Origin of the sequence: Micromonospora sp. WMMD967, assembly GCF_029626165.1 — a bacterium.
Taxonomy (GTDB): Bacteria; Actinomycetota; Actinomycetes; order Mycobacteriales; family Micromonosporaceae; genus Micromonospora; species Micromonospora taraxaci.
This window is the reverse complement of the sequence record NZ_JARUBK010000001.1, coordinates 1,952,158-1,972,012: the sequence shown is the minus strand read 5'-3', so window position 1 is coordinate 1,972,012 and position 19,855 is coordinate 1,952,158. Positions and strand designations below refer to the sequence as shown.

At 70.7% G+C, this 19,855-nt stretch carries 20 protein-coding genes and 1 pseudogene; 8 read left to right on the top strand and 13 right to left on the bottom strand.

Annotation, left to right across the window (positions count from 1 at the left end; all coding sequences use genetic code 11):
- Window positions 1-228: 228 nt before the first annotated feature.
- The 3 genes from O7631_RS09375 to O7631_RS09365 form a co-directional block, all read right to left on the bottom strand.
- On the bottom strand, window positions 229-1,644 hold the full coding sequence (locus O7631_RS09375) for a PhoH family protein (RefSeq protein WP_278143894.1): 1,416 nt from the start codon (window positions 1,642-1,644) through the stop codon (window positions 229-231).
- A gap of 406 nt (window positions 1,645-2,050) precedes the next feature.
- Entirely contained in the window at window positions 2,051-2,389 is a 339-nt protein-coding gene (locus O7631_RS09370) for a hypothetical protein (protein ID WP_278143893.1), read from the bottom strand.
- A 31-nt stretch (window positions 2,390-2,420) separates the two neighbouring features.
- Entirely contained in the window at window positions 2,421-2,765 is a 345-nt protein-coding gene (locus O7631_RS09365; RefSeq protein WP_030328857.1) for a hypothetical protein, read from the bottom strand.
- Window positions 2,766-3,029: 264 nt separating this feature from the next.
- On the opposite strand from O7631_RS09365, the gene O7631_RS09360 reads away from it, so the two are divergent.
- The 3 genes from O7631_RS09360 to otsB all read left to right on the top strand — a co-directional run bounded on the left by O7631_RS09360 (window position 3,030) and on the right by otsB (window position 4,881).
- On the top strand, window positions 3,030-3,473 hold the full coding sequence (locus O7631_RS09360; protein WP_145786310.1) for an XRE family transcriptional regulator: 444 nt from the start codon (window positions 3,030-3,032) through the stop codon (window positions 3,471-3,473).
- Window positions 3,474-3,635: 162 nt separating this feature from the next.
- Complete coding sequence (locus tag O7631_RS09355) at window positions 3,636-3,989, top strand: hypothetical protein (RefSeq protein ID WP_278143892.1); 354 nt, start codon at window positions 3,636-3,638, stop codon at window positions 3,987-3,989.
- A 67-nt stretch (window positions 3,990-4,056) separates the two neighbouring features.
- The gene (otsB, locus tag O7631_RS09350; RefSeq protein WP_278143891.1) at window positions 4,057-4,881 is read left to right on the top strand and encodes a trehalose-phosphatase; all 825 of its coding nucleotides are present in this window, start codon (window positions 4,057-4,059) and stop codon (window positions 4,879-4,881) included.
- Window positions 4,882-4,944: 63 nt separating this feature from the next.
- Here the strand turns inward: otsB and O7631_RS09345 are convergent, their stop codons facing one another.
- From O7631_RS09345 to O7631_RS09330, 4 genes are all read right to left on the bottom strand, one after another.
- Window positions 4,945-5,715: an isoprenyl transferase gene (locus tag O7631_RS09345; RefSeq protein WP_088986344.1), complete on the bottom strand. Its 771-nt coding sequence runs from the start codon at window positions 5,713-5,715 to the stop codon at window positions 4,945-4,947.
- Window positions 5,716-5,746: 31 nt separating this feature from the next.
- Entirely contained in the window at window positions 5,747-6,889 is a 1,143-nt protein-coding gene (locus tag O7631_RS09340) for a geranylgeranyl reductase family protein (protein ID WP_278143890.1), read from the bottom strand.
- Window positions 6,890-7,230: 341 nt separating this feature from the next.
- Window positions 7,231-8,100 carry a hypothetical protein gene (locus tag O7631_RS09335; protein ID WP_278143889.1) on the bottom strand — a complete coding sequence of 290 codons (870 nt, stop codon included), beginning with the start codon at window positions 8,098-8,100 and terminating at the stop codon, window positions 7,231-7,233.
- A gap of 37 nt (window positions 8,101-8,137) precedes the next feature.
- Window positions 8,138-9,982, bottom strand: a complete 1,845-nt coding sequence (locus O7631_RS09330) for a phosphoenolpyruvate carboxykinase (GTP) (RefSeq protein WP_278143888.1) — start codon at window positions 9,980-9,982, stop codon at window positions 8,138-8,140.
- Between the two features lie 144 nt (window positions 9,983-10,126).
- Between O7631_RS09330 and O7631_RS09325 the strand changes: the two are divergent.
- The 3 genes and pseudogenes from O7631_RS09325 to O7631_RS09315 form a co-directional block, all read left to right on the top strand.
- Window positions 10,127-10,960: pseudogene (locus O7631_RS09325) on the top strand (GtrA family protein); the annotation flags it as partial.
- A 63-nt stretch (window positions 10,961-11,023) separates the two neighbouring features.
- Complete coding sequence (locus tag O7631_RS09320) at window positions 11,024-11,728, top strand: GtrA family protein (RefSeq protein WP_278143887.1); 705 nt, start codon at window positions 11,024-11,026, stop codon at window positions 11,726-11,728.
- Window positions 11,725-12,384 (top strand): MaoC/PaaZ C-terminal domain-containing protein, encoded by a 660-nt coding sequence (locus O7631_RS09315; protein ID WP_278143886.1) that lies wholly within the window; start codon window positions 11,725-11,727, stop codon window positions 12,382-12,384. The genes O7631_RS09320 and O7631_RS09315 overlap by 4 nt, the downstream gene beginning before the upstream one ends.
- 45 nt (window positions 12,385-12,429) lie before the next feature.
- Here O7631_RS09315 and O7631_RS09310 read toward each other — a convergent pair whose 3' ends face one another.
- Together O7631_RS09310 and O7631_RS09305 are read right to left on the bottom strand one after the other, a co-directional pair.
- Window positions 12,430-13,002 (bottom strand): PH domain-containing protein, encoded by a 573-nt coding sequence (locus O7631_RS09310; RefSeq protein WP_278143885.1) that lies wholly within the window; start codon window positions 13,000-13,002, stop codon window positions 12,430-12,432.
- 141 nt (window positions 13,003-13,143) lie between these two features.
- On the bottom strand, window positions 13,144-14,019 hold the full coding sequence (locus tag O7631_RS09305) for a biotin--[acetyl-CoA-carboxylase] ligase (RefSeq protein WP_278143884.1): 876 nt from the start codon (window positions 14,017-14,019) through the stop codon (window positions 13,144-13,146).
- Between the two features lie 84 nt (window positions 14,020-14,103).
- Between O7631_RS09305 and O7631_RS09300 the strand changes: the two genes are divergently transcribed.
- Entirely contained in the window at window positions 14,104-15,687 is a 1,584-nt protein-coding gene (locus O7631_RS09300) for an acyl-CoA carboxylase subunit beta (protein ID WP_278143883.1), read from the top strand.
- 126 nt (window positions 15,688-15,813) lie between these two features.
- On the opposite strand, the gene O7631_RS09295 is transcribed toward O7631_RS09300, so the two are convergent.
- The 4 genes from O7631_RS09295 to O7631_RS09280 all read right to left on the bottom strand — a co-directional run bounded on the left by O7631_RS09295 (window position 15,814) and on the right by O7631_RS09280 (window position 19,165).
- Window positions 15,814-16,683: a hypothetical protein gene (locus O7631_RS09295; protein WP_278143882.1), complete on the bottom strand. Its 870-nt coding sequence runs from the start codon at window positions 16,681-16,683 to the stop codon at window positions 15,814-15,816.
- Window positions 16,676-17,176: a SigE family RNA polymerase sigma factor gene (locus O7631_RS09290; RefSeq protein ID WP_145786299.1), complete on the bottom strand. Its 501-nt coding sequence runs from the start codon at window positions 17,174-17,176 to the stop codon at window positions 16,676-16,678. Before O7631_RS09290 ends, O7631_RS09295 begins: the two co-directional genes overlap by 8 nt.
- A gap of 62 nt (window positions 17,177-17,238) precedes the next feature.
- A complete protein-coding gene (locus tag O7631_RS09285; RefSeq protein WP_278143881.1) occupies window positions 17,239-18,222 on the bottom strand; it encodes a 2-dehydropantoate 2-reductase N-terminal domain-containing protein in 984 nt (327 codons plus the stop codon).
- 199 nt (window positions 18,223-18,421) lie between these two features.
- Complete coding sequence (locus O7631_RS09280) at window positions 18,422-19,165, bottom strand: M50 family metallopeptidase (protein WP_278143880.1); 744 nt, start codon at window positions 19,163-19,165, stop codon at window positions 18,422-18,424.
- Window positions 19,166-19,266: 101 nt separating this feature from the next.
- On the opposite strand from O7631_RS09280, the gene O7631_RS09275 reads away from it, so the two are divergent.
- Entirely contained in the window at window positions 19,267-19,818 is a 552-nt protein-coding gene (locus O7631_RS09275; protein ID WP_278143879.1) for a Uma2 family endonuclease, read from the top strand.
- The last annotated feature ends 37 nt before the right edge of the window (window positions 19,819-19,855 follow it).

Sequence of the window (19,855 nt, the reverse complement as noted above, 5' to 3'; positions counted from 1 at the left end):
AGGTGGGCCGTCAACCGTGCCACGAGCGCCCCGACCGGTTGCCGGCCGCTCCGACGCACCGACCGCCGCCGATGTCGTTCCGCTCGGGACGAACGATCATCAGCGATGCTCGTGGTGCGTGGACGCTCGTGGGACACGATTGCGCACAGTGAGGCCGTTGGGAAACCAACCGACCTGTTTGTGATCTGCGCCACGTCTAAAATATAGACAAAAGCCCCCAGAAAGTCATCAGATCGGGATGTCCTCCAGGAGATCGGTCACCATTGCCGCGATCGGCGACCGCTCCGAACGGCTGAGCGTGACGTGCGCGAAGAGGGGGTGCCCCTTGAGCGCCTCGATGACGGCGGTGACCCCGTCGTGCCGGCCGACCCGCAGGTTGTCCCGCTGGGCCACGTCATGGGTGAGCACCACCCGGGAGCCCTGCCCGATCCGGGACAGCACCGTCAACAGCACCCCACGCTCCAGCGACTGGGCCTCGTCCACGATCACGTACGCGTCGTGCAGGCTGCGCCCCCGGATGTGGGTCAGCGGCAGCACCTCGAGGATGCCCCGAGAGGTGACCTCCTCCAGCACGTTCTCGTGCACCACCGCGCCGAGCGTGTCGAAGACCGCCTGCGCCCAGGGCGACATCTTCTCCGACTCCGAACCCGGCAGGTAGCCCAGCTCCTGACCGCCGACGGCGTACAGCGGGCGGAACACGATCACCTTCTTGTGCCGGCGACGCTCCATCACCGCCTCCAGCCCGGCGCAGAGCGCCAGCGCCGACTTGCCGGTGCCGGCCCGGCCGCCCAGCGAGACGATCCCGATCGACTCGTCGAGCAGCAGGTCGAGAGCGATCCGCTGCTCGGCGGAACGGCCGTGCAGACCGAACGCCTCCCGGTCGCCCCGAACCAGACGCACCGACTTGTCCGGCAGCACCCGGCCGAGCGCCGAACCGCGCCCCGAGTGCAGCACCAGACCGGTGTGACAGGGCAACCCGGACGCCTCGTCGAGGTCGAGCGTCTCCCCACCGTACAACTGGCCGATCTGCTCGTCGCTCAACTCCATCTCGGACATGCCGGTCCAGGTGGGGTCGCTGGCCTGGCCGTGGCGGTACTCGTCGGCGCGCAGACCGACCGAGGCCGCCTTGACCCGCAGCGGCATGTCCTTGCTGACCAGGGTGACCTCCCGCCCCTCGGCGGCGAGGTTGAGCGCGACGGAGAGGATCCGGGCGTCGTTGCTCTCGTTGCGGAAGCCGGGCGGCAGCACGCCGTCGTCGGTGTGGTTCAGCTCCACCCGCAGGGTGCCGCCCGCGTCGTTGGCGGGCACCGGCGTGTCCAGCCGACCGTGCCGGACGCGCAGGTCGTCGAGCATTCGCAGCGACTGCCGGGCGAACCAGCCCAGCTCGGGATGGTGCCGCTTGCCCTCCAGTTCGGTGATGACCACCAGTGGCAGCACCACCTCGTGCTCCGCGAACCGGTGGAACGCCGCCGGGTCGGAGAGCAGCACGGACGTGTCCAGGACAAAGGCCTGGCCGGCTGGTCGCGGCTCCTTGGGGTCGGCCGGCGCGGCGGCCGCCGTACGGCGGCTCCTGGTGGCGCGGCGGGTCGTGGCAGTCGCGGCCGGGGTCTGGTCGGCACCGGCGGTGGTACGGCGAGTCGTCACAGGCCTGCTCCGACGGATGGGCACCCGCCACCCGTGTTCCGCCTCCTCCGGTGCCCGGGGACACGGGGTCGGATGCGGAACCCCGTGCGCGAGGTCGCAGATCCGGGCGGACCGGCTGGCTCGGGAGAACCCCGTGCCATGCCTAGACGCTAGCCCCGCCGGACCCTCTCGGCTAGAGGTCGGACGTGGATCTCCCAAGACGGGTGTGTGAACCCCCCTTCACCGCGGTGCCTGCCAGCCCGAAGACACTGCGGCGGAACCGGCCGGGATGCATGCCCCCTGCGCGCACCCCGGCCGGTGGGGCCACCGTCACCGGTCTGACGTGACCCCGACGGTGCGTGTCCGCCGCGGACGACGCACCGCGTTCGTGGCGTCGGTCGGCGGGACGGCACCCGCCGGGCCGACCTCAACCGGTACGTCGGACGAGCGTGCCGGTCGGGTGCCGCCCGGTGATCGGGGCGGCCGGCGCGGCGAACGACGAGCCGGTGTACGTGGTGCCGGGCCGGGGAGCGACGGCGCCCGCCGAACGGGCCACGCTCGCCGGCGGGACCGACAGGGCCGAGGCGATTGCCGCCTGGGCGTCCCGACGACGTCTGTTCCAGGCACCCCGGTCGCCGTCGAAGTAGCCCTGCCGGTAGCCGAAGCGGTAGCCGATGCGATAACTGAGCTGGCCGTGCAGGCGGCCGGCGGCGTAGCTGGTGGCACCGAGCACCAGGACGAGGAAGACCGCGAGGAACGGGCTCATCGGGCAGCTCCGACCCCGCTCGGACGGCGGGTCATCGCTCCTCCGGCTCGATCGTGGTGGGATCCGCGACGAGCAGCCGGTCCAGGTCGTCGGTGCTGACCTCCTCGACCAACTCGACGCTGATCCGGCAGCCGTCGAGCACGACCTCGGCCACCGAGGAGCGGCGGATCTCACCGCCGGCGTCGTAGACCCGGACGCTCAGCTCAGGGCAGCCGAGATGGGTACGCCAGGCGTTCCACTCGGCGCGATCGCCGACGCTCAGCGACAGGTAACGGCAGCCTCGGGCGAGGTAGAGGCGCCAGGGGGCGGTCAGCCCCGCGGCCACCCCCTCGGCGATCAGCCCGAAGGCCTGGGCGCGGGTGGCGAGCTCGGTCACCACACCCCCTCGGCACCGGGGGCGTGACGCATGTGAGCACCAATCGTCTCATGCACGTGACACACCGTAGATTGTCCCATGGGCGTGACAGTATCAGCTTTTCGTCCCCTTACGTTGACCACTACGGGCATCTATTCTGCCCGCGTGACACCCCTCGACAGTGACATCGAATCGTTTACCGGAAATCCGAAGATCCCGTCACGTCCGCGTGACAGTAGCGAGCCGGGGCGGGCACTCGCCTCCGGCTGGCCGTACGGTCACGGGGTGACCGAGACGGCCAATGCGCGGAAGATCGCGTTCGCCACCTTCGTGCGGCGCGCCCTGGACGAGGCACGGGCGACCCGGGCCTGGAGCGGCACCGAGGTGTCCCGGCGCACCGGCGTGTCCCGACAGACCATCAACCGGTGGGTCCGGGGCGACTGGGCCAGCGACCCGGAGGCAGAGCGGGTCGTCGCCTTCTGCGAGGGCCTGGGGTTGAATCCGGCCGCCGCCTTCGCCGCACTCGGCTGGGACCGCGCCGCGACGGGTCATCGCACCGGTCAGCCCGCCCCTCCGATGGACCCCGACGTCGAGGCGTTGCTGCGCCGACTCGTCGATCCGAACGTGTCGGACGCGGAGAAGTTCCACATCCGCGAAACCATTAGATACCTCGCATACCGCCCAACGTTGCCGGTCGATGTCCGAAAAAGAGGCAATCAGGCCGGGTAGTTCCTCAGATAGCGAAAGAACGCCTGGTCAGGTTCATTCGTTTACCTCCGGGGCAGGAACGGGCACGCTAGCGTCCCTATTCGTACTGCTTGGGCTCGTCATCGGCGGGGGGACGGGACAAGGCCGAACCTAGCCCTGCGGGACAGAAGGAGGGGTCTGTCCATGACCCTGAAATGGTTGGCAGTCGTGGTCGCGACAGTGTCGATGACACTGTGGGCGACCGGCAACGCGGTGACTCTCGCAGTCGACGGCGGGCAACTTCCGCTGGTCGTCAATCTCTTCGTGCTCATCGCCGCCGGCACCGCGGTCGTCCTGGCCGTCGTCGCTGAGCTGCACGAGCGCCTGAACGATCGGATCACCGCCCTCACCGAGTTCCTGGTGGCACGGCTCAACGAGATCGAGAACCACACCGGTGATCGCAACACCGGGTTCGTGGAGGGCTACCTGTTGAGTCACGGCCAGGAGGCGGCGGTGGTGCCGTTCGGCCGGCGCGGACGGGGAGCCGCCGAACGCTGATCGCGTACCGCCGAACGGGTCCGCTCGGCCAGGAATGAGCCCCGATCGCCGGGGTACGCTGACGCGCGTGCCGCCGTTGAATCTGGGCAATCAGCAGCCGAGGACCCCGTTGAACGCCGACCAGGTCTGGCGGACAACCGCCGGCCGGGCCGCCGGGACCGTGCTCTTCTTCGACTTCGACGGCACGCTCGCGCCCGTCGACGACGATCCGACAGCGGTTCGCCCGGCACCCAAGGCGCTGGCCGCGATCGAGGCGTTGGCCCCGGTCGTGCAGCGGGTCGCGATCGTGTCCGCCCGACCCGTCGAGTTCCTCCGGGATCAGCTCGGCGGGCTCGCCGGCGTGGACCTCTACGGCCTGTACGGGCTGGAGCACAGCCACTCCGGTGGGGAGACGGTCACCGAGCCGGCCGCGCTGCCCTGGGTGCCGACCATGGAGGAGCTGGCCGACCAGGCCCGGGCGGAGCTGCCCCCCGGCACCCTCGTCGAATACAAGCGGCTCTCCGTCGCGTTGCACTGGCGCACCGCCCCGCAGCTCGGTTCCACCGTGCAGCAGTGGGGCGAGGCGCAGGCCGACCGGCTGGGGTTGCGGGTGCAGGCCGGGCGGATGGTGCTGGAGCTCAAGCCGCCTGTCGACCGGGACAAGGGCATGGTCATCGGCGAGGCGATCAAGGGTGCCACCGGCGCCTGGTATTTCGGCGACGACGTCTCCGACATCAAGGCCTTCGCCGCGCTGCGCGCCCGCGCCGCCGCCGACCCGGACTTCCTCGGCGTCTGTGTGGCGGTGGCCAACCCGGAGACCGGTCAGGAGGTGGCCAACGCCGCCGACCTGACGATCGAGTCGCCGGCGGCCCTGGGCGACTTCCTCACCCGGGCACTGACCCACCTGCCCTGACCCCACCGGCCTGGTGGGTGACCCCGCCAGGCCGGTGGTGACGGTCTCGTCGTCGCGGCCCGCTCAGGCGCCGTAGCGGCGTTGCCTGGTGGCATACGAGCGCAGCGCCCGCAGAAAGTCGATGTGCCGGAAATCCGGCCAGTTGAGTTCGCAGAAGTAGAACTCCGAGTGCGCGGACTGCCAGAGCATGAAGCCGGACAGTCGCTGCTCACCGCTGGTGCGGATGACCAGGTCGGGGTCGGGCTGGCCACGGGTGTAGAGGTGCTCGGAGATGTGCTCGACGTCCAGCACCTCGGCCAGCTCCTCCAGCGTGCCGCCGGAGGCGGCATGCTCCAGCAGCAGCGAGCGGACCGCGTCGGTGATCTCCCGGCGACCGCCGTACCCCACCGCGATGTTGACCTCCGCGCCGCCGCTGCGCTCGCGGGTGCGCTCCTCGGCGCCCTTGAGCGCCGCCGCGGTCTGCGCCGGCAGCAGGTCGAGCGCCCCGACGATGCGCAGCCGCCAGGGGTTGCCCTCCTCCGCCAGCTCCACCACCAGGTCCTCAATGATCTTGAGGAGCGGGTCCAGCTCACTGGCCGGACGGCGGAGGTTGTCGGTGGCCAGCAGATAGAGGGTGACGTGCCCGACGCCGGCCTGGTCGCACCAGCCGAGAACGTGCTTGATCTTCGCCGCGCCAACCCGGTGCCCGTCGTTGGGGTCGACGAAGCCCATTTCCCTCGCCCATCGGCGGTTGCCGTCGCACATCACCCCGACGTGGCGGGGCACCGGCTTACCGGCGAGCTTCGCCGTGAGCCGGCGCTCGTACACGGAGTAGATAAGGTTCCGCAGCGTCATCACCTTGCAGCGTAGCGACCCTCCTCCCACATCACTGCCTCGGAGCCCCACCTCGCCCGGCCAGACCGATGCCGATCAGCGCCAGTGTGCGCGCATTGAGACGCCCGTCACCCAGACCCAGCTCGACCACGTCGTAGAACACCCGGTCGTCCCGACGGGCCGCCCGGACCGCCCCGTCCACCACCCGCCGTCGCCGCGCCAGCCAGGCGGCGAACGAGCTGTGCCGCAGGTGGGTGCCGAGGCGGCGACGCAGTCCGTGGGCGTAGTGGGCGGCGGCCTCCTCGGGTGCCCGGGCCGCCGCCGCGCCGGCAAGCGCACCGGAGAGCAGCGCGTAGAAGATGCCCTCCCCGGTGAACGGATTGATCAACGACAGGGCGTCTCCGGCCAGCAGCGTGCGACCTCGACCCGGAGCCGGCCGATGGGTGGACAGGGGCAGATGGTGGGCCCGCAACGCGGTCACCGTCGCCAGGTCGGTGCCGGGCAGCAGCGCGGTCAGCCGGTCCAGCAGGTAGGACCGGCTCAGCGGCTCACCGCGCAGCACCTCCCCGTACCCGACGTTGGCCCGTCCGTCACCGATGGGAAACGACCAGGCGTACGCCGGCCAGCGCGCCTGCGAGGTGACGATGAGCTGCTCGGACGGGCCGGGCAGAGCCGGGGCGTACCCCCGGATGGCCAGCGCGAGGTGCCGGTCGGGATTCTGTGGGTGCCCCAGGGCGCGCCGCACCACCGACCCGGCGCCGTCCGCGCCCACCACCACCCGTCCGGACAGCTCCCCGTCGAGCACCACCCGATCGGCGCGCGGCTCGACCCGACGCACGGTGTGCCGGCGCAGCTCGGCGCCGGCCGCCACGGCAGCCGCCACGAGACGCGCGTCGAAGACCTCGCGCGGCACCGTGTACGCGGGTCGCGGCAGCGCCCGGGCCACGGCACCGCCGCCCGGGGCGATCATGCGTAACGCGGGCAGCGGGGCGTAACCCGCCACCGCCTCGCTCACCCCCAGCTCGGCGAGCACGTCCACCGAGTGCGCGGCGATCCCGTCGCCGCAGGCCTTGTCCCGGGGGAAGTCGGCCCGGTCCAGCAGCAGCACGCTCGCACCCGCTCGGCGAGCGGTCAGCGCGGCGGCGGCCCCCGCCGGTCCGGCTCCCACCACCACCACGTCGAACTCGTCGCTCACCGCGCCTCCCTCCAGTCCGACCCGGCGCTGCCGCTGCCGACGCAGTCGGCCCTGCGATCGGCCGGACCGACAATCTCCGCAGCCGCTCCGACGCCGACCGCTGTGACCGACGCCACCCGCCATCCTGCCCCCTGTGCGCCCCTGACGACCGCTCCCGCACCGGCCCGCCAGGTCTCACCCGCCCCCTTTGCTCTGCACCCGCGGAGGCGACGGTTACCGTCCGCGACCGGTGCATATAGGGATGCAGAGCAAAGGAGGGCAGCGGAGGGGGAATGAGCAGGGTTGGGGCGTGGTCGGCCGACGGGTCGGCATCCAGCGGCGTCGGCGCGAAAGCGCCGTGGTCACTGTTGACGTTCGGGTCGGCCGCTGTCGGGGGCGCGGGCGGCCCGGCGCAGGCCGTAGAAGGCCAGCGCCGCGGCGGCGACCAGCGGGCCGCCGTCGCGGACCAGGCCGTCCACGCCCAGCAGCCACCAGCACAGCGGCAGGTCCACCGCGAGTACGGCGACCGTGACACCGACCAGCAGGCCACGGGCCCAGTCCTTGCCCCGCATCAGGAACGCGGTGCAGAACAGCACGGCGTAGCTGGCGGCGATGCCCGCCCCGAACCAGAACAGCACTGCCGGTACCGCGCTCAGCCGCCCGTCCAGGATGGACCCTCCGGCCACCAGGGCTGGCACCAGCATCAACGGGCTGTAGGTGAACGCCGCCACGCGGCTGGTCAACAGCCAGGCGCTGGCCTGAGGTCGGCGCGGAGGGGTCTCCCGCCAGGAGATGCCGGCCCGGTCGATGACGAGCCGGGGCCGGTGCCGGACCAGGTGCCCGGCCAGCGCCGACGAGCGGTAGAGCAGCCAGACCACAGCGGCGCAGAGCGCGGTGAGCGCGGCGAAGCCGAGTAGGCCGGGCAGCGGCGGCACTCCCTGCCGGGGCACGATGAGGCGACCGACGGCGAAGATCGTGGTGACCGCGAGGATCAACCCGAACGGGCGGGCCACCGTGCGGCCCCGCCGGACGTGCCCGATCAGCAACAGGAAGCCGAACGAGCGCAGCATCGCCCAGCCGGTGCGTACGGCCAGCCCGAAGCCCTGCTCCGGGGCGTACCACCAGTTGAGCAGCTCGACCACGACGGTCGCCGCCGCCGTCGTCGCGAGCAGGATGGTGAGGACCCGGACGGCGGACGGCCGCCGGACCTGGGTCTCGGCGGCCGTCCTCATGGGATCCGATGATGCCCGCAGCGGGCGGTCTTCACACCTAGCGCTGCGGCTGGACGGCATCCAGGCGCGCCCGCAGCGCGTCCAGCTCGGCCCAGAGCACGCCGGGCAGCTTGTCGCCGAACTTCTCGAACCACTCGGTGATCATCGGCAGCTCGTCGCGCCACTCGTCCGGGTCGACCTTCAGAGCGATCCGGACGTCCTCCGGGGTCATGTCCAGACCCTCGACGTCCAGCGAGTCCGGCGCGGGGACCATGCCCACCGGGGTCTCGACCGCGTCGGCCGAGCCCTCGATCCGCTCGACGATCCACTTGAGCACCCGGGAGTTCTCCCCGAAGCCCGGCCAGAGGAACGAGCCGTCCGGGTCCTTACGGAACCAGTTGACGTAGTAGATCTTCGGCAGCTTCGCCGCGTCGCCGTCGGCGCCCTTGCCCATCTCGATCCAGTGCCGGAAGTAGTCCCCGGCGTGGTAGCCGATGAACGGCAGCATCGCCATCGGGTCACGGCGGACCACGCCGACCGCGCCGGAGGCGGCCGCGGTGGTCTCCGAGGAGAGCGTGGCACCCATGTAGACGCCGTGCACCCAGTCGCGGGCCTCGGTCACCAGCGGGACGGTGTCCTTGCGGCGACCACCGAAGAGGATGGCGTCGATCGGCACGCCGTTCGGGTCGAAGTACTCGTCGGCGAGGATCGGGCACTGGGTGATCGGGGTGCAGAACCGGCTGTTCGCGTGGGAGGAGAGGCTGTCGCTCTCCGGCGTCCAGTCGTTGCCCTTCCAGTCGATCAGGTGCGCCGGCGGCTCGCCCATGCCCTCCCACCAGACGTCGCCGTCGTCGGTGAGGCCGACGTTGGTGAAGACCGAGTTGCCCCGGTCCAGGGTGCGCATGGCGTTGGCGTTGGTCTTCCAGTCGGTGCCGGGCGCGACACCGAAGAGGCCGTACTCCGGGTTGACCGCGTACAGGCGACCATCCGGGCCGAACCGCATCCAGGCGATGTCGTCACCGATGGTCTCGACCTTCCACCCCGGAATGGTCGGCTCGACCATGGCCAGGTTGGTCTTGCCGCAGGCGGAGGGGAACGCGCCGGCGATGTGGTAGACCCGACCCTCCGGCGAGGTGATCTTGAGGATCAGCATGTGCTCGGCGAGCCAGCCCTCGTCCCGGCCCATCACGCTGGCGATCCGCAGGGAGTAGCACTTCTTGCCGAGCAGCGAGTTGCCGCCGTACCCCGATCCGTACGACCAGATCTCCCGGGTCTCCGGGAAGTGCGAGATGTACTTGGTCTCGTTGCACGGCCACGCGACGTCCTGCTGACCGGGGGCGAGCGGCGCGCCGATCGAGTGCAGAGCGTGCACGAAGTCGGCGTCGTCACCCATCGCCTCGAGGACACGGGTGCCCATCCGCGTCATGATGCGCATCGAGGCGACCACGTACGCGCTGTCGGTGATCTCGACACCGAACATCGGAGACTCGGCCTCGACCGGACCCATCACGAACGGAATGACGTACATGGTGCGACCGCGCATCGAGCCCCGGTAGAGGTCCGTCATCGTCCGCTTCATCTCGGCCGGCGCCATCCAGTTGTTGGTGGGGCCGGCGTCCGCCTCGTCGACGGAGCAGATGTAGGTGCGTTCCTCGACCCGGGCGACATCCGTCGGGTCGGTGCGCGCGTAGAACGAGTTGGGCTTCTTCTCCGGGTTGAGCCGGACCAGCGTGCCGGCCTCGACCAGCTCATCGGTGAGCCGGCGCCACTCCTCGTCGGACCCGTCCACCCAGACGACACGGTCGGGGGTGGTCAGTTCCGCGACCTCACGGACCCAGGCGAGCAGTTTCGGGTGGGACGTCGGGGCCTGATCGATACCCCGCACAACAGCCGGAGCAACCATGACACATCTCCTTGTGGTCGACGCTGACCGATCTATGGGATGCACGAGACTCAGCGGCGCGATGCGTCGCCTTCGTGGAAACCTGGGATTGGCCTCAGCGTAAACCGGACAGCCTTCCGAGTCAGTGGGACTGGTTGTGAAGAACTGCACAAGCTATGGCTACGCTGCCGCATCACGAGCTAATACCCGCTTTCCCGAGCAGTTTCACGCAAATCTTGTTGTGCACCCCCGGCGGACTCTTGTTGCGGTCGGGCCGTGGACATGCCCCGCCGACCGGTGCGTGGATTCCCGTTCCGGGCCGCGACAGTCCTCCCAATTGGTTACGCTGCGTTCAACCGTTCCGCACACGGCGCTGGGCCCCCGCGTGCGACCACACCCGCTCGCCCGTTGCTACCCCGCTGACCGGGCCACAGCCGGTAGGCTCGCCCCGTGGCCGCCACGATGACCGGGGAGCAACCGGGTCCCCGGCAGACCCGACCGGGTCTGGTCGGCAGACTGCTGGACCGTTTCGGTCACCTCGTCCGCGAGATGAGCAAGTTCGCCACCGTGGGCGGCGTCGCCTTCCTCATCGACTTCGCGCTCTTCAACTACCTGACGATCAGTCGCGGCATGGAAGAGCTGACGGCGAAGACGATCTCCACGGTGATCGCGGCCTCCGTCGCCTTCCTGGGCAACCGGTTCTGGACGTGGCGCCACCGTCAGCGCAACAACCCGGCGCGGGAGTACGCGCTGTTCTTTCTCTTCAACGCGGTCGGCCTCGGCATAGCGGTCGCCTGCCTCGCGATCAGTCGGTACGGCCTCGGCAGCGTCTGGCCGGCCGTGTTCGAGACGCGCCTGGCCGACAACGTGGCCAGCTACATCGTCGGCACCGGGCTCGGCACGCTGTTCCGATTCTGGTCCTACCGGCGGTTCGTCTTCGTCGAAGCGGGAACCCGGACCGTTCCGCAGGTCATGCCCGACCGTGACCACGGGGCGTGACCTGCCGCCCATCCTGTTCGGCCGGCGATCGCCGGCCGCCACGACTGCCCTAAGGTGTTTCGCATGCGTCTTGTCCGTCTGCTGCCTGAGCGCTGGCAGAAGTTCATCCACGAGGCGCTCAAGTTCGGCATCGTCGGCGGCATCAACACCGTCATCAATTACGCGGTGTTCAATGCCCTTGCACTGACCGTTTTCGTCAACGGTCAGTTGAAGGCAACAGTGATCGCGACCATCGTCGCCACGATCACGTCGTACCTCATGAATCGGCACTGGACGTACCGGGATCGTCCGAAATCGGCGCTTCAGCGCGAGTACGTCCTTTTCTTCCTATTCAATGGCGCTGGCCTACTCATCGAACTCGGTGCGGTGGCCGCGGCCAAGTACGGCCTCGGCATACACGGCCTGCTGGCACTGAACGTGGCCAAGACCGTCGGCGTCCTGCTCGCCACGCTGTTCCGGTTCTGGTCCTACCGGACCTTCGTCTTCCAGCCGGTCAGCGCTGTCGAGGACGACAAGAAGTCGGACTCCACCTGGCACGGCCTCCCCCGCGACGAGTGGGACACCATGGCCGAGATGGACCCGGTAGCCGAGCTCGCCGAGTCCGTCTCCGAGCTGGAGGAGGCGGAGTCCGCCCGCCGTGGCGACCCACCGCCCGGCGCTCCCCCGCAGGGAAGGTCCGCACGGCTGAGCGTGAGCCCCGCCGCCGACCTGGACGCGGAACTCGCCGCAGAGCTGCACGTCGGCACCCGCCGCTCGCCCCGCCGGTGACGCCACCCGCCGCGCGCTCCGGCACCGGGCAACCCGCCGAGCTGTACTTCGAGGATCTCGTCCCCGGGCTCACCGTCGATCTCGGCGTGGTCACCGTGGACGGCGACGAGATGGTCGCCTTCGCCCGTCGATTCGACCCGCAGTGGTACCACGTCGACCCCGAGCTGGCCGGGGCGAGCCGGCACGGCGGCCTGATCGCGAGCGGCTTCTACACGGTCAGCCTGTTCATGCGTGCCTACGTCGACCATCTGCTGTCCCGGGCGGCTGCGGATGCCTCTCCCGGCCTGGAGGAGCTGCGCTGGCTCGCTCCCGTACGCGCCGGCGACCGGCTCGCCGTCCGGGTCGACGTGATGGGCGCCCGACCGTCCACCGCCCGGCCAGGGCTCGGCACCGTCAGCCTCACCGGCACCATGCTCCGCCTCGGCCCGGACGACCGGCCCGAGCAGGAGGTGCTGCGCACCCGGTTCCGTGGCTGGTTCGCCGCGCGACCGACCGAGGGCGACCCTCCCACCGCCGACCTGCCCGAAGCCGGCACATCCACCGCCGACCTGCCCGACGAGGGTCCGACCGCGACCGAGGTGCCCGCCGACCCGACGTCGGCGACCAGCGCGGACGGGCCGTCGAGCGCCCCGCCCACTGTGGAACCACACGACTGACCCGCCCCGACTTCGGCCAGGGCGGGTCTCGGTAGTTCCGGCCGATCAGGTGGTGGTGTCGCGCAGCGGCTTACCCTCGCGCATGTCGGCCAGGATGTCGCGCATCTCCCCGTCGCCCAGCGAGTGCTTGTCGTGCTGCGCCTCGACCAACTCGTAGAGGGTCGTCTGCACCCGGCTGACCCCCGGCACGTCGGCCAGCACCGACTGGCCGCGCTCGCCGGCCGACTCGATGGTGAGCGTGCCGCAGCCCAGCAGACGCTCGAAGAAGTGCTGGTTCATCGAGTGGTCGTTGATCCGGGTGAGCGGGAGGTCCCGCCGGTCCCGGGAGAAAACCCCCTGCTGCAACAGCACACGCTCGTTGGTGAACAGGTAGTGGGTGGTACGCCAGACCAGGAACGGCCACAGACCGAGCCACAGCACCGCTACCAGGGCGATCACGCCGATCACGGCCAGCGCGATCGAACCGCCGCTGCTCTCGGGCAGCAGGAGCACGCCGACCACCACCGCGGCGATCGCCAGCACCAGCACCACGATCGGCCGGATCAGCGCCTTCCAGTGCGGATGTAGGTGCAGCACGACATGCTCGTCCTTGGTGAGCACGTCTTCGGGAAACGCCACGGGAACCTCCAACGCCATCTTCTCGACGCGCAGACGGTAAACCCCCCAGAGCCCACCACAACATCCGCCACGCGGCCCCACCCCACTCTTCACGATCTTGAAAGGTGGGTGCCCGTCGCGCGTTCGACGCCGGTCGTGAGATCAGCGCAGGTGGAGGACGTCACCCGCGGCCAGGGTGCGGGTGGTCGTGGCGGTGGCGACCTGGAGTTGACCGTCCCGGTCCACCCCGGTCGCGCTGCCGGTCAACACCTCACCGTCGGGAAGCAGGACCCGCACTTCACGACCGACCGTCGAGCACGCTGCCAGGTACGCCTCCCGCAGGCCGCTGGCCACCGCGTCGCCGCCCGCCGAGCGCCACCTGTCGTACCACTCGGCCACCGAGCGCAGCAGCGCTCGCAGCAGCGGGTCCCGGTCGGTGGCCGCCGCGCCGGCCAACTGCAGCGACGTGGCCGGCAGCCCGGTCGGGTTCACCGGCAGCTCGTCCGCGCGCAGCGTCACGTTGAGCCCGATGCCGAGCACGATGGCCGCCGGTTCCTCCGGTGCGCGGCCGGGCACCACCTCGGCCAACACGCCCGCGCACTTCGCGTCGTCGATCAGCAGGTCGTTGGGCCACTTCAGGGAGGCCTCCAGCTCGGCCAACCGGGCCACCGCCTCCACCAGCGCCACGCCGGCCAGCAACGGCAGCCACCCGTACCCCGTGGATGGCACCGGTAGCCAACCGCGGTCCGGCACGGCCTCCCCGGGCCGCAGCAGCACGCTGGTGGTGATGCCGGCCCTCGCCGGCGACTGCCAGACCCGACCGCGTCGGCCACGCCCGGCGGTCTGCTGCTCGGCGACCACGACCAGGCCCTCGGGCTCGCCGACCCGCGCGGCCTCGGCCACGTCGGCGTTGGTGGACCCGGTCTCGGTGCGCAGCTCCAGGCGGGCCCACGGCCCGTTCGGCGCGACCAACGCGCGGCGCAGCCGGGCCGCCGACAGCGGCGGGCGATCCAGATTGGTGTACGGGGAGCCCGACATCCCGTCAGCCTACGGCGGTGGTCCCGTCGGCACTGAGGCGTACTGCACAGCGGCACCCACCTGAACCATCGTTATATTCCCTGGGTGACTACCGAGACCGGGACCAACATCCACAGCACCGCGGGCAAGCTGGCGGACCTGGAGCGCCGGGTCGACGAGGCGGTGCACGCCGGGTCGGCCCGCGCTGTCGAAAAGCAGCACGCGCGCGGCAAGAGGACCGCCCGCGAGCGGATCGAGATGCTGCTCGACGAGGGCTCCTTCGTCGAACTGGACGAGCTGGCCCGGCACCGGTCCACGGCCTTCGGGCTGGAGAAGAACCGCCCGTACGGCGACGGTGTGGTCACCGGCTACGGCACGGTGGACGGCCGGCAGGTGTGCGTCTTCGCACAGGACTTCACGGTCTTCGGTGGCTCACTCGGCGAGGTCTTCGGCGAGAAGATCGTCAAGGTGATGGACCTGGCCATGAAGATCGGTTGCCCGGTCGTCGGCATCAACGACTCCGGCGGCGCACGCATCCAGGAGGGCGTGGTCTCGCTCGGCCTCTACGGGGAGATCTTCTTCCGCAACGTACGGGCCTCCGGTGTCATCCCGCAGATCTCGTTGGTGATGGGGCCCTGCGCCGGTGGCGCGGTCTACTCCCCCGCGGTCACCGACTTCACGGTGATGGTCGACCAGACCTCGCACATGTTCATCACCGGCCCGGACGTCATCAAGACGGTGACCGGCGAGGACGTCGGCATGGAGGAGCTGGGCGGAGCCCGTACGCACAACTCCCGCAGCGGCAACGCGCACTACCTCGCCAGCGACGAGGACGACGCTGTCGACTACGTGAAGGCGCTGCTGTCGTACCTGCCGTCGAACAACCTCGACGAGCCGGTGGTGGTCGAGGCGCCGGCTGATCTTGAGGTCACCGACGAGGACCGCGAGCTGGACACCCTGATCCCGGACTCCGCCAACCAGCCGTACGACATCCGCACGGTGATCGAGCACGTCCTCGACGACGGGGACTTCCTCGAGGTCCAACCGCTCTACGCGCAGAACATCGTGGTCGGCTACGGCCGGGTCGAGGGACGGCCGGTGGGCGTGGTCGCCAACCAGCCGATGCACTTCGCCGGCACCCTGGACATCGCCGCCTCGGAGAAGGCCGCCCGGTTCGTCCGCACCTGCGACGCGTTCAACATCCCGGTGCTGACCTTCGTGGACGTGCCCGGCTTCCTCCCTGGCACCGGGCAGGAGTGGGACGGCATCATCCGCCGTGGCGCCAAGCTCATCTACGCGTACGCCGAGGCGACGGTCCCCAAGGTCACCGTGATCACCCGCAAGGCCTACGGCGGGGCGTACGACGTGATGGGTTCCAAGCACCTCGGCGCGGACCTCAACTTCGCGTGGCCCACCGCCCAGATCGCCGTGATGGGCGCGCAGGGAGCGGTCAACATCCTCTACCGCTCCGAGCTGGCCGGCGCGGACGACCCGGCCGCGGTCCGGGCCGAGAAGATCGCCGAGTACGAGGACACCCTGGCCAACCCGTACGTGGCCGCCGAACGCGGGTACGTCGACGCGGTGATCCCGCCGCACGAGACGCGGACCCAGATCGTGCGGGCGCTGCGCGTCCTGCGCACCAAGCGGGAGACCCTGCCCCCGAAGAAGCACGGCAACATCCCGCTGTGACGCGGGTCCGGTTTTCTCGATCCGCGCAACGTCAGGCGGAGAGTCGCCTCGCACTGTCCGGAGGGAACACTTCTCCTGACGTGGCGCGATGCTCCTGGTTCGCAGACAACCGCGACCGCGTCGTCCTCAACAGTTCGGGGGTGGGGCGTTGGCGTTCGCGCACAGGCGCGCCACGGCCGCGAGGGCTAATTGTTGGAGTTCCGCCTCGGTGCCGTCGCGACCGAGGCTGAGCACCGAGACGAGATCGCCGACCTGCACCACCGCAGTGTTGGTCGGGCGCGTCTCGTCGTTGAGCGTCGCGCCGGTGTTCAGGTCCCGGGCTTGGGAAACCGTGTGGGTCAGCAGGACGCCGCCTTGCCCCCCAGAGTCCAGCGGCCGGACCTGCCACCGGTGCACCGCCTCCGCCGTACCGGTCTGCCCCTTCCGCTCGTACGGCCCGCGGCTGCGCCACTCTTCGCACGGGTCCACCAGACCCTGGAGGGTCACGAGGGCCAACGTCGCCTCGTCCTGTGTTGCCATCCGGTAGACGTCCTGCATCACGAGGACGTCGGCGTTGCCGGGCTCGGTTCCGGCGGGACGCGCCCGAAGCAGGGTCTGTGAGCGGGACACGCGGGAGAACCGCCACCCCTCCGGCAGCCCCAGGTTGGCCCGGCACTGTTCGAGCATCGGGTCGACCCGGACCGGCTCCCCTATGCCCGCCTGGCTGAGCTGCACCTCGATCGGGCGCGTCAGGTCGGCCGGTTGGAGCAGGGCGTCGGTGGTGATCTCGTGCCGGGTCGGCGAGGCGGACGCGACCGGCAGGGCCGGCGACGGGGAGTTCCGCGGAGCCGCGACTGCCACGCCGGCAACCCCGGCGAGGGCCAGTACGGCGGTGGCCGCCACGATCCTGCGCTGGCTGCGGCGGCGGGCCTGGGCACGGATCTCCTCCGGACCGGGCCAGCGCACGTCCTGAAGGTCCCGCTGGACCTGTTCGACGAACGTCAGGTCGTCACGCATCGGTGGCCTCCTCCAGGTCAGAGACGGCGAGCAGCCCGGCGAGCGCGGCACGCCCCCGGGAGAGTCGGGCCTTGACGGTGCCCACCGGGGCTTCGGTCTCCCGGGCCACCTCGGCGACCGGCATACCCATCAGGTAGTAGAGGGCGATGGCGACGCGTTGCTCCTCGGGCAGCCGACGCAGGGCGGCGACCACCTCGACGGTGTCGGTGCCCGGACCGGGGACGGTCTCGGTGGCGCCGTGCCGCAGGTACGCGCGGGCCCGGCTGCGCAGGCTGCGCCACCTGCTGACGGCAATCCGGCTGGCCACCACCCGCACCCACGCCTCCGGGTCGTCGTAGCCGCTGACCGTGGACCAGCGCTGCCACGCCCGGATGTACGCCTCCTGCACGGCGTCCTGCGCCTCGCCCCGGTCGCCGGTGAGCACGTAGACGAACCCGAGCAGCCGTTGCCGGCTCCCCCGGTAGAACTCGTCGAACCCGTCGACGTCCGGCACCCGCTACCTCCCCGTGTCGGTCGCAGGGAACACGCACGGGACAGGGCCGTCGGTTGCCCCGATCAGGCGATCAACTTCTCCAGCTCGGCGAGCGGGAACGCGCCGGCCACGATCCGCTCCCGGACCGCCCGGCGTACCGCCCGCTGGACGGCGACATTGGCCGGCGTCGGTACGCCGTGCAGCCGGCCGAGCAGCGCGACCTCCCCGTTGAGGTGGTCGACCTCGGTCGAGCCGGTGCCCCGGGCCAGGCTCTGCCAGGTCGAGCCACCGGAACGCGCCTCGCCGTCGACCGGGCGCTGCCCGACCAGGTCACCGCGCTCGGCCTTCTCCTCCTCCGGTGTGGTGTGCGCGATCCCGGCGGCGGCGAACGCGGCGACGCCTTCGGCGCGTACCCGCTCGGCCAACTCGTCCGGGATGTCCCCGCCGAGCAACGCCTGCAGACCGTTGCCGAGATTGCTGAGCAGCTTGCCGTACTTCCAGCGCATGACGTCCGCGCGCACCGGGGCGACGAAGCCGGCGGCGTCCAGGTCGGCGGCGATCGCCCGGTCGGTGTCGTCGGCGCCGCTGGGGTAGCGACCGATGTGGAGCATCCCCGGATGTGGGTAGCCGTTGGCCACCACCATGCCCGGGTCCAGGTGGGTGGCGGGCAGCCAGACGCAGACCGGGTGCACGTCGGCGAAGAGGCGCAGCGCGGCCCGCTCGTTTGCCACCCCGTTCTGGGCGGTCACCAACGGCAGCCGCTCACCGGCCGTACCACCGCCAGCCACCGGCGCGTCCACCCAAACGGCCAGCGCGCCGGCGGTGTCCTGCGACTTGACGGTGAGGACCAGCACGGTGTCCGCGGGCAGCGGCTCGTCGCCGGGCCCGTCCGTCGCGGCGAGCCGGGCGGTGACCCCGCCGTCGGGCTGCCGCAGCGTCAGACCCCGTTCCCGGATCACGTCGAGGTGCGCCCCACGGGCCACCAGCGTCACATCCCGGCCGGCCTCGGCCAACCGCACGCCGATCGTTCCCCCGACCGCACCCGCCCCGATGATCACGTATCGCATGCCCTCATTCTGCCCGCCGCCCCCTCACGCCCGCCCTCACGCGCCATCCCGCCGCCCTCCCACCACCCTCCCGTCGCCCTGCGCGCCGCCGATCATGGAGTTGTGGTGTCCGGGCCGGTATTTTTCGCGGCTTTTGTCACCCACCACAACTCCATGATCGACCGTGGGGCGGGCGGGGGTGGGGTGGGGTGGGGTGGGGTCAGATTGTCAGGCCGGCGTTGGTGAGGATCGGGCCGGCCAGCAGGAGCGCGCCGGCGACCAGGGCGGCCAGGTTGATCAGGGCGAAGACCGTTACCCAGAAGATCGCCGGGAACGGGGTCAGCCCGGCGAGCTGATCGGCGTCGGAGGCGGGCATCCGGCCTCGCGAGCGCAGCCGTTGCAGCTCCACCACCGGCCGCACCCCACCGAGCAACAGGAACCACACCCCGGTGTACGCGAACGCGGCCTGGACCTGCGGCGACGCGTACCAGGAGACGACGAACACCAGCGCACCGGTGACCAGCAGTGACACCACGCCGAAGACGTTGCGGATCATGACGAGCATGGCCAGCAGCAGCGCCACCGCCACCCAGAGCAGGAGGGTGATCCGGTTGCCGCCGAGCAGCCACGCACCGGCCAGGCCGACCAACGGCGGGGCGACGTACCCGGCGAGCAGGGTGAGGATCATTCCCGGTCCGGTGGGACGACCGGCGGAGAGCGTCAGCCCGGACGTGTCCGAGTGCAGTCGGATCCCGCGCAGCTTACGGCCGGTGAGCAGGGCGACCAGGGCGTGCCCACCCTCGTGCGCGATGGTGATGGCGTTCCGGGCGATCCGCCAGGGCAGACGCGTGGACACCACCACCAGCGCGACGGCCGCGGTGATCAGCACCAGCGGCGCGGGCGGGTCCGGCTGCGCGCCGAACAGCGTGTCCCACAGGTCGCCCAGCCCGTCGATCGACATCATGGGGCGCGAGCCTACCGGCGGTGTTCCGTGTCGCTCCGGAGGCACCGGCTCGTATCCTGTGAGACTGATCGGGTGGCGACTGAAGCGGGAGGTGAGCGCCGATGAGTGCGGAACCCCTGGGACATCACGTCGGGCTCTGGACCGAGGCCGACTACTTCGCCCTGGCTGAAACCCCGGACCGGATCGAGCTGCTCGACGGGAGCCTGATCGTGAGCCCTGCCCCGAGCAAGCGGCACCAGTTGGTGTCGTGGGAACTCGTCTACAGTCTGCGCCGAGCGGTGACGTCACAGCCCCTCCTTGTCTTCGAGGCGGTCAACGTTCGGCTCGGGCCGGACCGGATCGTCATTCCCGACGTGGTTGTCGCGGACACCGACGACGAGGGCACGGCGGTGGAGGCCGCCGAGGTGGTGCTGGTCTGCGAGATCGTCTCGCCGGGCAACGCCGCGGCCGACCGGCTCGTCAAGATGCAGCTCTACGCCATCGCGCGAATCCCCTGGTACCTGCTTGTCGAGCAGGACGGGGACGGGCACTCGTTGCGGTTGTACCGGCTCGACGGTGAGCACTACGTCGAGGACCAGGTCGCCAAGGCCGGCGAGACGTTGACAGTCGTCGAGCCGTTCCGTTGGCAGCTCGACCCGGCTGCGCTGCGCTGAACCGCCCTTCCGTGGGCAGCGGACCTTCATGAACCAT

Bases quoted from the DNA above. Each gene is read 5' to 3' on its own strand.
- O7631_RS09370 (WP_278143893.1), bottom strand. From the start codon at position 2,389: ATGAGCCCGTTCCTCGCGGTCTTCCTCGTCCTGGTGCTCGGTGCCACC.
- O7631_RS09355 (WP_278143892.1), top strand. From the start codon at position 3,636: ATGACCCTGAAATGGTTGGCAGTCGTGGTCGCGACAGTGTCGATGACA.
- O7631_RS09345 (WP_088986344.1), bottom strand. From the start codon at position 5,715: ATGACGCTGCGGAACCTTATCTACTCCGTGTACGAGCGCCGGCTCACG.
- O7631_RS09335 (WP_278143889.1), bottom strand. From the start codon at position 8,100: ATGAGGACGGCCGCCGAGACCCAGGTCCGGCGGCCGTCCGCCGTCCGG.
- O7631_RS09330 (WP_278143888.1), bottom strand. From the start codon at position 9,982: ATGGTTGCTCCGGCTGTTGTGCGGGGTATCGATCAGGCCCCGACGTCC.
- O7631_RS09320 (WP_278143887.1), top strand. From the start codon at position 11,024: ATGCGTCTTGTCCGTCTGCTGCCTGAGCGCTGGCAGAAGTTCATCCAC.
- O7631_RS09305 (WP_278143884.1), bottom strand. From the start codon at position 14,019: ATGTCGGGCTCCCCGTACACCAATCTGGATCGCCCGCCGCTGTCGGCG.
- O7631_RS09295 (WP_278143882.1), bottom strand. From the start codon at position 16,683: ATGCGTGACGACCTGACGTTCGTCGAACAGGTCCAGCGGGACCTTCAG.
- O7631_RS09285 (WP_278143881.1), bottom strand. From the start codon at position 18,222: ATGCGATACGTGATCATCGGGGCGGGTGCGGTCGGGGGAACGATCGGC.
- O7631_RS09280 (WP_278143880.1), bottom strand. From the start codon at position 19,165: ATGATGTCGATCGACGGGCTGGGCGACCTGTGGGACACGCTGTTCGGC.
- O7631_RS09275 (WP_278143879.1), top strand. From the start codon at position 19,267: ATGAGTGCGGAACCCCTGGGACATCACGTCGGGCTCTGGACCGAGGCC.